This window comes from Streptomyces sp. NBC_00247, assembly GCF_036188265.1.
Lineage (GTDB): Bacteria > Actinomycetota > Actinomycetes > Streptomycetales > Streptomycetaceae > Streptomyces.
Window position 1 is genome coordinate 1118516 of the sequence record NZ_CP108093.1, and the last position, 15241, is coordinate 1133756.

Sequence of the window (15241 nt, forward strand, 5' to 3'; positions counted from 1 at the left end):
GCCCGCACGAAGATGCCCGGCCGCCCCCTCTGGAAAGGGCGGCCGGGCATCCGTGCGCGGGCCTCACGGCCGGTACGGGGACGTACGTGCGGCGGTACTCAGGAGGCGGTGCAGACGCTCACGGTGGGGGCGGCGGTGTTGCCGTTCGCCTGCACGGTGAAGCCGAAGCTGGTCGAAGCTCCGGCCGCCAGGCTGCCGTTGTAGCTCGGCGTGATCGTCATGACCTTGCCGGTGCTGTCCCAGGCGGTCGTGCCGTTCCAGACCCCGGTGGTCGTCTGGCCGGCGCCGAGGGTGACCTTGACGCTCCAGCCGGTGATCGCGGCGGAGCCCGCCTTGATGGTCACCTGGCCGTTGAAACCGCCCTGCCAGGTCTGCGTCGCCGTGTAGGTGGCGGTGCAGGTCTTCGTACCGGTGCCGGGATCGGTGCCGCCGCCCGTGCCGGGGTCGGTGCCGCCGCCGGAGGAGCTCCCACCGAGGGCCGTCAGGACCGCGGTGTAGGCGGCCTTCTTGCCGTAGTTGTCGTCGAAGAGCAGCGGGGTGCCGCTGGCCCGCCACGAGTACTTGTCCGGGATGCCCCAGACGGTCAAGCCGGTGCAGCGGGTCACGGCGAGGCAGGCCTTGACGACGTTGCCGTAGTTGGTGGCCTGGGCGCTGCCGGAGCCCTCGATGTCCAGTTCGGTGATCTGGACGTCGACGCCGAGGTCGGCGAAGCGCTGGAGGTTGGCCTGGTAGTCGGACGGGACGGGCGAGTTGCTGTTGAAGTGGCTCTGGAAGCCCACGCAGTCGATCGGGACGCCCCGCGCCTTGAAGTCCTTCACCATGTTGTACACGGCGGTGGACTTCGCGTTCACTCCGTCGGTGTTGTAGTCGTTGTAGCAGAGCTTCGCGGCCGGGTCGACGCTGCGGGCGGTCGTGAACGCCTCCTCGATGAAGCCGTTGCCCAGCTTGTCCTGGAAGGGCGAGGAGCGCCGCGCGCCGCTGCTGCCGTCCTGGAACGCCTCGTTGACCACGTCCCAGGCGTAGATCTTGCCCTTGTAGTGGGTCATCACCTGGGTGATGTGGTTGTTCATCGCGGTGCGCAGGTCGGTGGCGGCGAGACCGCTCACCCAGCTCGGCAGCTGGGAGTGCCAGACCAGTGTGTGGCCCCGGACCTTCATGTTCTTGCCCTGGGCGTGGCTGACGATCTGGTCGGCGTTGGAGAAGTTGAAGGTGTTGCGGGTGCCCTCGACGGCGTCCCACTTCATCTCGTTCTCCGGCGTCACCGCGTTGAACTCGGTGTCGAGCGTGGTCGCGTACCCCGATTCGCCGAGGTGGTTGGCGGCGACGGCCGTACCGAAGTAGCGGCCCGAGCCGGCGGCCGCGGCGCCGAGGGTGCTCCCGGCGGCCTGCGCGCTGCCGGAGAGCGCGACGACTCCGGTGACGGAGACGAGGCCCGCTCCGCCCAGGGCGAGGGCCCTGCGGGCGAGGACGCGGAACGGGGAGCGGTGTCGCCCGCCCGCGTCGGACACGTTGATGGTCATGACTGCTTCTCTCTTCCGTGGTCGGACAGGGAGGAACTGGCCGCCGTGGGGACGGCCACGATCAGGGGCACGCGCGGTCTTGCTTGCCATGCGCATGCCAAGCAGGGAGTCGGCCGGGTCACGGGGTGCCGCACCCGCGCCCCGCCCGTGGCCGGGACGACGTGCGGTCGTCCCGGCCAGGGGCGCTGCCCGGCCGTCCGGGTCAGTACCGTCCGAGGTCAGTGTCGGCCGGTGCGGTGCGCGGCGGCGCGGAGGCCGTCGGCGAGCGCCGTGTACGCGGGCTTGCGCACGTAGTTCTCGTCCATGATGTTCGCGGCACCCTGGCCGGAGAAGGTGTCCGGCACCCAGGAGTACTTGTCACTGAAGCCCCAGACCGTGAAGGACTTGCAGCCCTTGACGGCGACGCAGGCGTCGAGCAGCCTGCGGTAGTCCTGGGCCTGGCGGGCCCGCTTGGTGTCGTCCGCCGGCAGCGTCATCCGCACGTCGATCTCGGTGAACGCGGTCTGCAGGCCGAGGGCGTCGAAGCGGGCGAGGTTGTCGCCGACGTCACCCGGGAAGCCGTACTGGATGTCCAAGTGGCCCTGGATACCCAGACCCTGTACCGGTACGCCCTGCGCGCGGAGCTTCTTGGCCAGGTCGTAGTAGGCGGTGGACTTGGCGTTCACGCCCTCGACGTTGTAGTCGTTCAGGAAGAGCTTCGCCTTGGGGTCGGCCGCGTGGGCCCACTTGAAGGCGTCCGCGATGTAGGACGGACCGAGCTTCTGCAGCCACAGCGAATCCCGGTAGCTGCCGTCCTCGTCGAAGACTTCGTTGACGACGTCCCACTGGTAGATCTCGCCCTTGAAGTGGCGGACCTCGTCGGTGATGTGCTTGCGCAGGATGGCGCGGAGCGCGTTCGCGTCGATCGAGCCGTCCGCGACGCCCGAAGTGAGCCAGGCCGGCAGCTGGTTGTGCCAGACCAGCGTGTGGCCGCGCACCTCCTGGCGGCTCTTCTTGGCGAACGTGACCAACCGGTCCGCCTGCGACCAGTCGTAGGTGCCGCGGGCGGGCTCCACGACCTCCCACTTCATGACGTTCTCAGCGGTCACCGAGCTGAACTCGGACGCCACGTCGGCCCGGTAGGGCGCGTCGGAGGCCAGCGCGCTCGTGTCGACGGCCGTCCCGATGAGCAGGTCCGGACGCTCGGCAAGGGTACGCAGCGTCGCCTCGTGCCCGGCGTGACGGGCGGGAGCCGCCTGGGCGGCCGTACCGAGGGCCAGCGCGGCCACGGCGCCCGTGGCGACGGCGAAGGCGAGTCGTCTGGACAGCATGGTGCAACTCCTCATAAGGGTGGGACCAGGGTGCGTCGCACCGACCAGAGCTCTGGCTTCGCCCGCCGCCCTTCCGAAACTCTCTCGGCAAAAGACAGGTGGTGCTCCGCCCCTTCGCTTGGTCAGCGAGGGAGCGAGGGCCTGGACTTACCTGACGATTCAGGCACATAACACTCCTACGAGTGATGTCCCGAGCCGTTCGTCGGCGCTGAGACAGATCCTGCGGCATGAATTGCCGCCGAAACAATGGCGCGTCACAAACGAAACATTTTCGTTCGAGATATCCCCGTCGAACGTGCGGGATTCGACGACCCCGCGCCCCGGAATCCGGACACTCCTCGCACCCGTCGGCGACGCGCACCGGAGCCCCGCACCCGGAGGCCCACGCACCGCCGGAGCGCACCGCCGAGCCGCACCGACCGACGGGCCGAGCCGCGCCACACCGCCGCCCGTCACGGATCGCCGAATCAAACCTCTTTGTGATGTGTCTAACTTTCGCGACTCCAGCGGGACTTGTCGCACCCGCACGCGCAAGTGCGCGGCGCACCAAGGGAGTTCGATTCGTCCATGTTGCGCACGGTCGGTCCGACGGCCTGCCACCCCTCCCTGCACACCTGCCACAACAGGACTCCGAAGCAACAGAGTTGACGATTGGGTCGGGATCGCGGCGGAAGCCTCCGATGTGTCTGAACTTCACGTGAACCCCAGCGAAATGGCACGTGTGTGGATATCGTGCACCGAGCGATGGCGCATCCGCCGGTCCCCGGGACCGACGGATGCGCCGCGTTCGGGGATGCAACTGTGACTGGGGGGTTCATGGGGCATGTCGAAACACCCGACTCCGACATATCCGGGCCCGTGGGACTACGGCGTCTGCCACGCCCCCGTTCCACGGCGCCACGGAACCGCACGACGGCCCTGGAGCAGCTCTGGAGGGCCCCTACAGCACAGCGCGACCTGCCCGATCAGCTGCCGCCCGGCCGCCGGGCGGCCCGCTGGGGAACGCCCTTCGCGGTCCTGACCGAGACCGTGGGCATGGCCGTTCCCGCCTGGGCGGTCCTGTCCTCGCGGGGGCAGCCGGTGGCGCTGCCCACCGCGGTCGTCGCGGCCCTCGTGTGGGCCGGGGTACGGGCCGTGCGCGGGCGCTGGACGGCCGGACCGCCGCGGAGCACCGCCGGAGCGGTGGGAGGCCTCGGGGACTGGCTGGTCTTCGTCGGCCTGCTCGCCGTGGCCTGGGCCGTCGCCGGCGCAGCCGTCGACCCGACGGTCGCCCTGGTGGCCGCCGCGCCCGGCGGCGCGGTGACGGCCGCAGTGGCCACGGCGGTCCGGCGGCGCGCCCGCGCCACGCACCGCCGTCCGGCCCTGCGGGTCCTGGTCGTCGGCGAGGCGTCCGGCGTGGACACCGTGGCAGGCGCCCTCGGTCCCCGTGCGCAGCGGGAGGGTTACGCCGTCGTCGCGGCCGTCCCCGTGGGGGCGGCGGAGCCGGATCACCCGGTGCCCGTGACCGGGCGCCTCGGGGCCGACGGCACCGACGACGACGTCTCCACGGTACTCGCAGGGGCGTACGCGTACGACGTGGATCTGGTCCTCGTCGCGCCCGGGCCGCTGCTCTGCGGAGACCGGCTGCGCCGGCTCGGCTGGGGGCTGCAGGACGGGGGCGTCGCGCTCTGCGTGCTCTCCGCGCTGACCGGGATCACCACCGCCCGGGTGCGGCCGGCCTCGGTCGCGGGGATGACTCTGCTGCACGTCGCCCCGCCGCTGCGGCGGGGCCCGCAGGTGGCGGTGAAGTCGGCGCTGGACCGGTCCGGCGCGCTGGCGGGGCTGGCGCTGCTGGCGCCCCTGCTGCTGGCGGTGGCGCTGGGTGTACGGCTCTCCTCACGGGGCCCCGTCTTCCACCGGCAGATCCGGCACGGACGGCACGACCGGCCGTTCACCCTGTGGAAGTTCCGGACGATGGTGGTGGACGCCGAGTCCCGGAAGGCCGAGCTGACCACTGCCGACGAGGGGGCCGGGCCGCTGTTCAAGATGCGCCACGATCCCCGGGTGACCGGGATCGGCAGAGCTCTGCGGCGCACGTCGATCGACGAACTCCCGCAACTTCTCAATGTGTTGCGAGGTGACATGTCCCTGGTAGGTCCTCGCCCTCCGCTTCCCGAGGAGGCGGCGAAGTACGACGACCGCGAGCGGAGACGGCTCGCGGTGAAACCGGGGCTGACCGGCCTCTGGCAGGTCAGCGGCCGGTCCGACCTCTCCTGGGAGGAGTCGGTCTCGCTGGACCTCTGGTACGTCGACAACTGGTCGGTCTCCACCGACATGAACCTGCTGGCCCGTACGGTGCGCGCCGTCACCGACGGCCGTGGCGCCTACTGAGGGGCCCGGTGGAGACGATGCGAGCACTCCGGGTGCCCCGCAACCGGCGGGGCCCCGGGTCACCCGGGCCGTCCGGGCGACCCGGGCAGCCCGGCTCATCCCCGGGCCGGCTCCCGGTCGCGCCACCAGGCGTAGGTCCCGGCGATCCCGTCCCGGAGCGAGATCTTGGGCGCGAAGCCGAGAGCCGTCAGGCGCTCCACGTCCAGCAGCTTGCGCGGGGTGCCGTCCGGCTTCGAGGCGTCCCAGTCGATCCTGCCCTGATACCCGATCACCTCTCCCACCGTCTCGGCGAGTTCGCGGATGGTCAGGTCGTCGCCGCAGCCGACGTTGACCGGCTCGTCGCCGTCGTACGAGGTCAGCAGCAGGGCGCAGGCCGCGGCCAGGTCGTCGACGTGCAGGAACTCCCGGCGGGGGGTGCCGGAGCCCCACAGGGTGACGGAGGGCGCTCCGTCGCGCTTCGCCTCGTGGAAGCGGCGGATGAAGGCGGGCAGGACGTGCGAGGTGGCCAGGTCGAAGTTGTCCCCGGGGCCGTAGAGATTGGTCGGCATGGCGCTGACGTACGAGGCGCCGTACTGCCTGCGGTACGACTGGACCTGTGTGATTCCGGCGATCTTGGCCAGTGCGTACGCCTCGTTGGTCGGCTCCAGCGGGCCGGTGAGGAGCGCGCTCTCGCTGATCGGCTGGGGTGCGTGCTTGGGGTAGATGCAGGAGGATCCGAGGAACAGCAGCCTCGTCGTGCCGGCCGCGTGGGCGCCGGCGATCACGCTCAGCTGGATGCGGAGGTTGTCCTCCAGGAACTGCACCGGCCAGGTGCTGTTCGCCATGATCCCGCCCACCTTGGCGGCGGCCAGGACGACGGCGTCCGGCCGGACGTCCCGCAGATACGCCTCGGTCCGCGCACCGTCGCGCAGGTCGAGGAGGTCGCGGCCGCGGGTGAGCACCTCGTAGCCGTCCGCGGTCAGGCGGCGGACCACCGCCGAACCGACCAGTCCGCGGTGGCCCGCCACGAAGACGCGTGCGCCGGGGGGCAGTAGAGAGCGATCGGGTTCCTGGGAAGGGCCGGGGAGATCAGTCGTCATGGCTCGGATTCTGCCAGCGGAAGCGCGACACCGTTGCCCTTTCACCGCGAACCGCTCATGTCATGCAATTCCGGGGTAATACAACGCCGTTCAGGCGACCACAGAAGGGGGGAGTCATGGCAAAGACCGCACTCATCACCGGCGTGACGGGGCAGGACGGCTCGTACCTGTCCGAGCTGCTGCTCGACAAGGGGTACACGGTCCACGGGCTCATACGCCGTTCGTCGAGCTTCAACACCGAGCGCATCGACCACATTTACCAGGGGCCCGAGGAAGCGGAGCGTTCCTTCGTGCTGCACCACGCGGATCTCGCGGACGGTGTGGCCCTGGTGAACCTGCTGCGCGCGATCCAGCCCGACGAGGTCTACAACCTCGGCGCCCAGTCGCACGTCCGCGTCTCCTTCGACGCACCGCTCTACACCGGTGACGTCACCGGACTCGGCGCGATCAGGCTGCTGGAGGCGATCCGCGCCAGTGGCATCGACACCCGCGTCTACCAGGCTTCGTCCTCCGAGATGTTCGGCTCCACCCCGCCCCCGCAGAACGAGTCGACGCCTTTCCATCCGCGCAGCCCGTACAGCGTGGCCAAGGTGTACGCGTACTGGGCCACGGTCAACTACCGTGAGGCCTATGGCATGTTCGCGGTGAACGGCATCCTCTTCAACCACGAGTCCCCGCGCCGGGGCGAGACCTTCGTGACCCGGAAGATCACCCGGGGCGTGGCCCGCATCAAGGCGGGGCTCCAGGACCGGCTGCACCTGGGGAATCTGGACGCGGTGCGCGACTGGGGTTACGCCCCCGAGTACGTGGACGCGATGTGGCGGATGCTCCAGCGCGACACCCCCGACGACTACGTGGTGGCGACCGGCGAGGGGGTCAGCGTCCGGCAGTTCCTGGAGCACTCCTTCGCCCATGCCGGTCTGGACTGGCGCGAGCACGTGCGGTACGACCCCAAGTACGAACGCCCCAGCGAGGTGGACGCCTTGATCGGTGACGCCTCCAAGGCGGAGGAGCTGCTCGGCTGGAAGCCGGAGGTGCGGTCGATGGAGCTGGCGCGCATCATGGTCGACGCGGACGTCCGGCTGCTTGAGGCGCAGCTCAGTGGCGCGGCCGTACGGGTGGACCGATGAGCGCGCCACGCCGCCCCGGCCGGAGCCGGGGCGGCGTGTGCGCGACGGTCCTGGCCCTGGCGGCGGGGGTGCTGTCCGCCTCGGCGGCGGGCGCTCCCCCGGCCGCTTCGCTGACCGCGCCGGTCGGGTTCACCGCCGACAACCTGTCCACCTACCAGACCAACGGCATCGTCTGGGCGCTGGCGGAGGCGAACGGGGTCGTCTACGCGGGCGGCACCTTCTCGCAGATGCGGCCCGCCGGGGTGGCGGCGGGCGGCAGCGGTTCGGCGGCGGCGGTGAACTTCGCGGCGTTCAACGCCGCGACCGGGGCTCCGGCCGGCTGCTCGCTCTCCTTCACCCGGAGCAGCGGAACCGCCACGGTACGGGCGTTCGCACTGTCCCCGGACAAGTCGACGCTCTACGCGGGTGGTTACTTCAACGCGGTCAGCGGCACGGCCGCCAACGGCCTGGTCGCCATCAACACCGCCACCTGCTCGGTGCGTTCGGGGTTCGCCCCCAACTTCGGCGCGACCGTGCGCGCGCTGGACGTGGCACCGGACGGCACGGTGTACGCGGGCGGCGACTTCCAGACGGTCAACGGGAGCGCCCGGCGCTTCTTCGGGGCGGTGACCCCGGCGGGCGCGCTGACGGCGTGGAATCCGGACGCGGACGATCCGGGGCGAGCGCTGAAGGTCACCCCGGACGGTGAATCGGTTCTGATCGGCGGCGACTTCACCACGGTGGGGGGTACGGCGACGCACGCGCTCGCGGTGACGGACGTGACGTCAGGCACGCTCACCCACACCTATCCGGGCGGTTTCGTCCCGGCGAGCGCGGTCATCAAGGACATCGTCACGGACCAGGCGTCCGGTGGCTGGTACGTCGCGGGCGAGGGCATGGGGGGCAACTCCTTCGACGGGCGCCTCGCCATGGAGCTGGACGGGTTCGGGCAGCGCTGGCGCGACACCTGCCAGGGCGCCACGCAGGCGCTGCGGGTCTACCGGGGCGTGCTCTACGCGGGCAGCCATGTGCACGACTGCTCCACCATGGGCGAGTTCCCGAACCAGGTCCGTAAGCACCTGTCCGCCCAGTCGGTGGACGACCCGGCCCTGCTGGGGTGGCTGCCGGACACCAACGACGGCATCGGTGAGCCGGTCGGGCCGCGCGCGCTGACCGTCGCCGGCCGGGACGGGCGCGACTTCCTCTGGGTCGGTGGCGAGTTCACCACCGTCAACGGTTCGTCCCAGCAGGGGCTGACCCGGTTCGCCGACACCCCGGACACGGGTGCGCCCGCCGTGCCGGTGGTGAGCGCGTCCGCGCCCAGGGCCGGGCAGGTGAGGGTCGCCTGGCGTTCCTCGCTGGACCTGGACGACTCCTCGCTGACGTACCGGGTGTACCGCGACGGCGCGTCGGCCCCGGTGTACACCACCACCGGTTCCTCGCTGTTCTTCAGCCGTCCTCAGCTGGTCTTCACCGATACGGACGTGGTGGCGGGGCGGGCGTACACCTACCGGGTCAGCGCGAGTGACGGCACCAACACCAGCGCGCAGTCCGCCGCGGTCACCGCCAACTCCTCCGCCTCCCCGTACCAGGAACGCGTCCTGGCGGACGGTGCCGGGTTGTACTGGCGCTACGACGAGCCGGGCGGGGCCTTCGCCGCGGACGCCTCGGACGGGCTCGACGGGGGCGTGTACGTCAACGCGCCGACGTACCGGGCGGCCGGGGCGGTGGCGGGTTCGACCGCGCTGGGCCTGAACGGCACGGACGAGTACGTGTACAGCGACCGGCTGCACCACTCCACCTCGCCGTCGCCCTACTCGGTCGAGACGTGGTTCCGTACGACCTCCACGACCGGCGGCCGGATCATCGGCTTCGGCAACAACATCGGCGTCGACACGGGGCACACCAGCACCGTCTCCGACAAGATCGTCTATCTGACGGGCGACGGCCGGCTCGCCTTCGGGGTCCAGACCGGCAGCAGCAACGTCCGGCCCACGATCACCACCGCCGGCAGCTTCAACGACGGCGCCTGGCACCACATGGTCGCCACGCAGGGCCCGGCGGGCATGGTGCTGTACGTGGACGGCACGGTGGCCGGTACCAACGCGGCGACCGGGAACCGCTCGTACGACGGGTACTGGCGGGTCGGCGGCGACGCGATGAACAACGCCTGGCCGAACCGTCCGACCAGCACCTACCTCGCCGGACAGGTGGACGAGACCGCCGTCTACCCGACGGCCCTCACCGCGGCGCAGGTCGCCGGGCACTACGACCTCGCGGACGCGCCGCCCGCACCGGGCGGCGGCGACGGCGGTGCGGACACCACGCTCACGCTCACCCCGGTGGAGGACGCGTACGTCAACAGCGTCGCCCCGAACACGAACTACGACGACAACCAGCTCGCCTCGCGCGGCACCACCCCGTACGTGGGCTACCTCCGCTACAGCCTGCCGTCGGCCCCCGCCGGGCAGGTGCTCAAGGGCGCCCGGATCGACTTCCGCACCTCCTCGGACTCGACGGCGGGTTCCGCCGAGAGCCACCGGGTGGTTCCGGTCACCGGCGCCTGGACCGAATCGACGGTCACCTACAACACCCGGCCGGCGCTCGGTGCGTCCGTGCTGGGGACCATCACCGGCGCGACGGCGGTGTCCACCGACTACACGGTGGCGCTCGACGCGTCGGCATTGGGCGGGGCCCTCGGCTCCACCACCTCACTCGCCTTGACCAACGCCGGTACGGACAGCCTCCGTATCTGGTCGAGCGAGGTCTCCACCGCGGCCTACCGGCCGCAGCTCGTTCTCACCTTCGGAGCTGAATGATGAACGGACGTACGGGGCGGAGATCCGCCGGACGCGGTCGCAGACGCGCCGCTTCCGCCGCTCTCTGCCTGCTGGCCGGAGCCCTGACCGCGACCGCGGCCGGGACTTCCCCAGCGGCTTCGCTGACGCCGCCGGTGTCGGTCACCGCCGACGACCTCTCCACCTGGCAGACCAACGGCATCGTCTGGTCGATGGCCGCGAACGCCGGCGTGGTCTACGCCGGAGGCACCTTCTCCACCGTGCGTCCGCCGGACGCCGCCGCCGGCACCTCGGAGACCCCCGCGGTGAACTTCGCCGCGTTCGACGCGGCGACCGGCGCACCGACCGGCTGTTCCCTGTCGTTCACGCTCTCCTCGGGCACCGCGACGGTGCGCGCCCTCGCCCTCTCCCCGGACGGGGCCACGCTCTACGCGGGCGGTCAGTTCGGGTCGGTGAACGGTGTGGGAGTCAGCAACGTCGCGGCCGTCGACACGGCGACCTGCACCCCGCGCGACGACTTCAAGATCGCGGTCTCGGCGACCGTCCGGGCCATCGCCGTCACCGCCGACACCGTCTATCTGGGAGGCGACTTCAACAGCGTGGGCGGGCAGACCCGCAACAAGTTCGCCGCCGTCACCACCGGCGCCGACCTGCTGCCGTTCACCGCCAACGCCGACGAGGTCGCCCGGGCGGTCGAGGTGACCCCGGACGGGCAGCACGTCGTGCTCGGCGGCGACTTCTTCACCGTCAACGGCACCACCACACACGCGCTGGCCGTGGTGGACGCGACGACGGGGGCCGTGACCACCGCCTACCCCGGCTTCGTCCCGAACACCTCCACCACACAGGACATCACCTCCGACGCCACCGGCTTCTACACCGCCAACGAGGGAACCGGCGGCGGGGTGTTCGACGGCCGCATCGCGGTGGACCTGGACGACTTCCAGCAGCGCTGGCGGGACACCTGCCTGGGCGCCACCCAGGCGGTGCTGGTCCACTCGGGGGTCCTCTACAGCGGCAGCCACGCCCACGACTGCTCCAGCATGGGCGAGTTCCCCGACCAGCCGCGCAAGCACCTGCTGGCCCAGTCGGTGGACGACCCGCAACTGCTGCCGTGGTTCCCGGACACCAACGACGGCATCGGTGAGCCGGTGGGCCCCCGGGTGATGGCGCAGACCGACAGCGGCGGACACCACTACCTGTGGGTCGGCGGCGAGTTCACCACCGTCAACGCGGCGGCCCAGCAGGGTCTGACCCGGTTCGCGGACGGGCCCGACACGGGGGCCCCGTGGGTGCCCAACGTCCAGCTCTCGACCGTCGCGCCGGGACAGATCGACGTCAACTGGCAGACCAGCTCGGACACCGACGACGGGGTGCTGACCTACCGGATCTACAAGGACGGCGCCACCACCCCGGTGTACACCACGACGGGAACCTCGCTCTTCTGGGACCGGCCGCAACTGCGCTGGACCGACACGGCCGTTGCCGCCGGCGAGACGCACTCGTACCGGATCACCGCGAGCGACGGCACCAACACCAGCGCCAAGTCCCCCGCCCTGTCCGCCACCGTGGCTTCGGCCGCGGAGGCGTACCCGGCGAAGGTGCTGGCCGACGGCGCGTCGCTCTACTGGCGTTACGACGAGGGCACGTCGACCTTCGCGGCGGACACCGGGACCGGGCTGGACAACGGGTTCCTGCGCAACGCCCCGTCCTACCGGCAGGTCCCGGCCGCGGTCGCGGGCGCGTCCACGGCGATCGGGTTCAACGGCACCGACGAGTACGCGTACAGCAACCGCCGGCACGCCAAGCCGGGCGCCTTCTCCGTCGAGACCTGGTTCAAGACGACCACGACGAAGGGCGGCAAGCTCATCGGCTTCGGCAACCTGACGATGCAGAACAGCACCAACTACGACAAGCACGTCTACATGACCAACGACGGGAAACTGGTGTTCGGCGTCCACGACGGCTCCACGCGCACCATCACCACCCCGGCCGCCTACAACAACGGCGCCTGGCACCACGTCGTCGCCACCCAGGGCAGCGGAGGCATCGCGCTCTACGTGGACGGCGTGCTGCGGGTGTCCAACTCCCTCTACAAGACCAACCAGAACTTCCAGGGGTACTGGCGGGTCGGCGGGGACACTCTCAGTGGCTGGCCGAACGTCCCGACCAGCACCTACTTCGCCGGTCAGCTCGACGAAACCGCCGTCTACCCGAGCGCGCTGAGCGGTACGCAGATCGCCGCGCACTACGCCCTCAGGACGGGCTGATGCGGAACCCGCTCCTGGCCGGCGCCGCCGTCGTCCTGACGGCGGCGCTGGCCGCGTGCGGCTCGTCCCACGACGGGAGCGCCCCCGGGGCCGCGGACGCACCGCGTTCCGCGGCCCCCGGGCCCTCCGTCGCGGGGCCTCCGGCCGCAGCACCGACCGACGGCGCGCAGTCCGGGACTTCCGAGGCTCCGGGGGCTCCGGGGGCTTCCGGGGCGGACGCGGCACCGGGCGCCACCGGGCCCAAGGTGCCCAGCGCCGAACTCACGCCTGCCACCGGCACGTTCACCAAGAAGGAGAAGGAGTACCTCACCGACCGGGTACCCAGGGGCATGGACCCGGCCGCCGTCCTCCAGACGGGCCAGGAGACCTGCGACAAGCTCGACTTCCTGGTCAAGGCCGACCGCCGGATCGCGGTCGGCTCCATCGTCACCGGCGAAGTACCCGACGCCGCACCGGCCGTGGCCCACCTCTGCGCCGGACACCAGGACCTGGTGGACGAGGCGGCGCTCGGCTACGCGGACGGCGACCACACCGGCAAGGGACTGCGGCCCGGCACCTACCGTTCCGTCTCCCCCACCACCGCCTGCACCTGGCGGACGGAGGGGGCCGGCGGCAAGGTGCTCGACCAGGGTTCCTCCGCGAGCGGCCGGCCGGTCCGCATCACCCTCCCCGCGGCCACCCGCGCCTTCACCTCCACAGGCTGCTACGCCTGGCTGCCCGAAGGAGACAAGAGTTGAGCAAGCTGCCCATCGCCGTGGCGATCCCCACCAAGAACGAAGGCCTCAACATCGCCGAGGCGGTCAACTCCGTGCTCGGCCACTTCGAGGCGGTCGTCGTGGTGGACTCGCACAGCACCGACGACACGGCGAAGATCGCCGCCGAGTGCGGCGCCGAGGTCGTCGCGTACACCTGGGACGGCGGCCATCCCCGGAAGAAGCAGTGGTGCCTGGAGAACGTCCGCACCGACATCGACTGGATCCTGGTGCTGGACGGCGACGAACGGCTCAGCCCCGGGCTGCTCGCCGAACTCCGCGCGATCTTCGCCGATCCCGCCGCGCCGAAGCCCGCCGCGTACGACATCCCGCTCGGGTACTGGTTCTCCGGCAAGCGGCTGCGGCACGGCTACACCATCCGCAAGCGCTCCCTGACCGACCGCACCCGCTGCGCCTACCCGGAGGTCGGTGACCTCGCCGCGCCCGGCATCGGCGAGGTGGAGGGCCACTACCAGCCCGTCGCCGACTCCGCCCAGGCACTGCGGAACCCGATCGAGCACCAGGACCTCGACCCGGTGACCGCGTGGTTCGAGCGCCACAACCGGTACTCCGACTGGGAGGCGTGGCTGGAGCACCACCCCGAGGTCAAGGAACAGGTGCGCCGGGTCAAGTCCCGCCAGGGGCAGCTGTTCCACAAGGCGCCGTTCAAGCCGCTGGTGTCGTTCGCGTACATGTACGTCTACCGGCGTGGGTTCCTGGACGGCCGGGCGGGGCTCGACTTCGCCCTGGCGATGAGCTTCTACCGGTGGCAGATCGCGCTCAAGTCGCGGGAGAAGCCGCAGGGTTGAACTTTCTGAGACGGAACGGCCCGGGGGTCGCGCGGAGTACGCGTGGCCCCCGGCCCCGTTTCCGCACCCCTCAGACCGGCTCCCGGGTGGAGGCGCGCCGCAGCAGTGTGGCCGGGACCAGCCGGTGCAGAGGCAGGTCTCCGGCCACCGCACCCCCGCCCTGGACGAGCTCTATCAGGAGCTGCGCGGCCTGCTTGCCGATCTCCTCGGGCGCCAAGTCCAGTGCGGTGAGCGCGGGGCGGGCGCTGCGGGCGAACTCGCCGTCGGCACCGACGACGATCTGGACGTCCTCGGGCACCCCGAGGCCCAGTTCGCGGCAGACCGCGAGGGTGGCGAATCCGAACTTCTCCATCACGACGTAGAGCGCGTCGGGGCGGTCCGGCCGGTCGAGCAGCCTGCGCGCGGCGTCGGTGGAGTCGGTGCCGGGTTCCGCCCGGTCGATCAGCACCGGGTTCCCGGTGCGGGCGCACCAGTCGCGGTAGGCGCGGTCCGCGTCCTCGTCGTAGGACTGGCCGGTCGAGCCGGTCAGCAGTCCGATCCGACGGGCGCCGGTGGCGGCGAGGTGGTCGAAGGCGGCGAGGGCGCAGGTGGACAGTTCGTTGTCGACCCAGGGGAAGGCGTCCTTGCGGGCGAGGTCGCGGCCGGTGGTGACGACGGGGACGCCCATGCCGGAGAGCCGGGTGAGCAGCGGGTCGTCGGTGAGCGGGTCGATGACGATCGTCCCGTCCAGCGGCAGCGACTCGAAGGGGCGGCCGTCGAGCGAGGGCGGCACGAGCACGAGGGAGTAGTCGTGGGCCATCGCCGTCCAGGTGGCGGCATTGACGATCTTGACGAAGTACTCGATGTCGGTGACCCCGCCCTCCACGGCGGAGCGGTGCGTCAGGCCGAGCAGTCCGGTGCGGGCGCCGCGCAGCCCCCGGGCGTTGGGGTTGGCGCGGTAGCCGATCTCGGCGGCGACCGCCAGCACGCGTTCCCGGGTCTCGGCGCCGACCCTGCCCACGCCGTTGAGGGCGTGCGAGGCGGTGGTGACCGAGACACCCGCACGGCGGGCCACCTCGCGCAGTCCACCGCTTTTCGCGGCGCCGGCGGCGCGGGACCTGGGTCCGCCGGTCGCCGCGACGCCGGAGACGCGGGGCGTGCGTGGGGTGCCGCGCGGGTCCGGCTCTGTGACGTCTGACATGGCGGCGAGCTTACCGGTTGACTGCCAAAACGTTTAGGCAGTAC

Annotated in this window: 10 protein-coding genes; 6 read left to right on the forward strand and 4 right to left on the reverse strand. The window is 71.2% G+C overall.

Annotated elements, in window-relative coordinates:
• Positions 1 to 98: 98 nt before the first annotated feature.
• Positions 99 to 1520, reverse strand: coding sequence for an endo-1,4-beta-xylanase (locus tag OHT52_RS04470; protein WP_328718814.1), 1422 nt, complete (start codon positions 1518 to 1520; stop codon positions 99 to 101).
• A 218-nt stretch (positions 1521 to 1738) separates the two neighbouring features.
• Complete coding sequence (locus OHT52_RS04475; protein WP_328718815.1) at positions 1739 to 2830, reverse strand: endo-1,4-beta-xylanase; 1092 nt, start codon at positions 2828 to 2830, stop codon at positions 1739 to 1741.
• Between the two features lie 816 nt (positions 2831 to 3646).
• Here OHT52_RS04475 and OHT52_RS04480 point away from each other — a divergent pair.
• A complete protein-coding gene (locus OHT52_RS04480; protein WP_328718816.1) occupies positions 3647 to 5200 on the forward strand; it encodes an exopolysaccharide biosynthesis polyprenyl glycosylphosphotransferase in 1554 nt (517 codons plus the stop codon).
• A gap of 95 nt (positions 5201 to 5295) precedes the next feature.
• Here the strand turns inward: OHT52_RS04480 and OHT52_RS04485 are convergent, their stop codons facing one another.
• The gene (locus OHT52_RS04485) at positions 5296 to 6279 is read right to left on the reverse strand and encodes a GDP-L-fucose synthase family protein (protein WP_328718817.1); all 984 of its coding nucleotides are present in this window, start codon (positions 6277 to 6279) and stop codon (positions 5296 to 5298) included.
• Positions 6280 to 6395: 116 nt separating this feature from the next.
• On the opposite strand from OHT52_RS04485, the gene gmd reads away from it, so the two are divergent.
• The 5 genes from gmd to OHT52_RS04510 are packed head-to-tail and all read left to right on the forward strand — an operon-like array spanning position 6396 to position 14017.
• Positions 6396 to 7409 carry a GDP-mannose 4,6-dehydratase gene (gene gmd, locus OHT52_RS04490; protein WP_328718818.1) on the forward strand — a complete coding sequence of 338 codons (1014 nt, stop codon included), beginning with the start codon at positions 6396 to 6398 and terminating at the stop codon, positions 7407 to 7409.
• Positions 7406 to 10207 (forward strand): LamG-like jellyroll fold domain-containing protein, encoded by a 2802-nt coding sequence (locus tag OHT52_RS04495; RefSeq protein ID WP_328718819.1) that lies wholly within the window; start codon positions 7406 to 7408, stop codon positions 10205 to 10207. The genes gmd and OHT52_RS04495 overlap by 4 nt, the downstream gene beginning before the upstream one ends.
• A complete protein-coding gene (locus OHT52_RS04500) occupies positions 10204 to 12456 on the forward strand; it encodes a LamG domain-containing protein (RefSeq protein WP_328718820.1) in 2253 nt (750 codons plus the stop codon). The genes OHT52_RS04495 and OHT52_RS04500 overlap by 4 nt, the downstream gene beginning before the upstream one ends.
• Positions 12456 to 13193, forward strand: coding sequence for a hypothetical protein (locus OHT52_RS04505; protein WP_328718821.1), 738 nt, complete (start codon positions 12456 to 12458; stop codon positions 13191 to 13193). Before OHT52_RS04500 ends, OHT52_RS04505 begins: the two co-directional genes overlap by 1 nt.
• Positions 13190 to 14017, forward strand: coding sequence for a glycosyltransferase family 2 protein (locus tag OHT52_RS04510; protein ID WP_328718822.1), 828 nt, complete (start codon positions 13190 to 13192; stop codon positions 14015 to 14017). Before OHT52_RS04505 ends, OHT52_RS04510 begins: the two co-directional genes overlap by 4 nt.
• A gap of 70 nt (positions 14018 to 14087) precedes the next feature.
• Here the strand turns inward: OHT52_RS04510 and OHT52_RS04515 are convergent, their stop codons facing one another.
• Positions 14088 to 15197, reverse strand: a complete 1110-nt coding sequence (locus OHT52_RS04515) for a LacI family DNA-binding transcriptional regulator (RefSeq protein ID WP_328718823.1) — start codon at positions 15195 to 15197, stop codon at positions 14088 to 14090.
• Positions 15198 to 15241: the final 44 nt, after the last annotated feature.

What these genes read in the sequence shown, in the direction of transcription:
- OHT52_RS04470 (WP_328718814.1), bottom strand. Translation starts at nt 1,520, where the DNA reads ATGACCATCAACGTGTCCGACGCGGGCGGGCGACACCGCTCCCCGTTC.
- OHT52_RS04475 (WP_328718815.1), bottom strand. Translation starts at nt 2,830, where the DNA reads ATGCTGTCCAGACGACTCGCCTTCGCCGTCGCCACGGGCGCCGTGGCC.
- OHT52_RS04480 (WP_328718816.1), top strand. Translation starts at nt 3,647, where the DNA reads ATGGGGCATGTCGAAACACCCGACTCCGACATATCCGGGCCCGTGGGA.
- OHT52_RS04485 (WP_328718817.1), bottom strand. Translation starts at nt 6,279, where the DNA reads ATGACGACTGATCTCCCCGGCCCTTCCCAGGAACCCGATCGCTCTCTA.
- gmd (WP_328718818.1), top strand. Translation starts at nt 6,396, where the DNA reads ATGGCAAAGACCGCACTCATCACCGGCGTGACGGGGCAGGACGGCTCG.
- OHT52_RS04495 (WP_328718819.1), top strand. Translation starts at nt 7,406, where the DNA reads ATGAGCGCGCCACGCCGCCCCGGCCGGAGCCGGGGCGGCGTGTGCGCG.
- OHT52_RS04500 (WP_328718820.1), top strand. Translation starts at nt 10,204, where the DNA reads ATGATGAACGGACGTACGGGGCGGAGATCCGCCGGACGCGGTCGCAGA.
- OHT52_RS04505 (WP_328718821.1), top strand. Translation starts at nt 12,456, where the DNA reads ATGCGGAACCCGCTCCTGGCCGGCGCCGCCGTCGTCCTGACGGCGGCG.
- OHT52_RS04515 (WP_328718823.1), bottom strand. Translation starts at nt 15,197, where the DNA reads ATGTCAGACGTCACAGAGCCGGACCCGCGCGGCACCCCACGCACGCCC.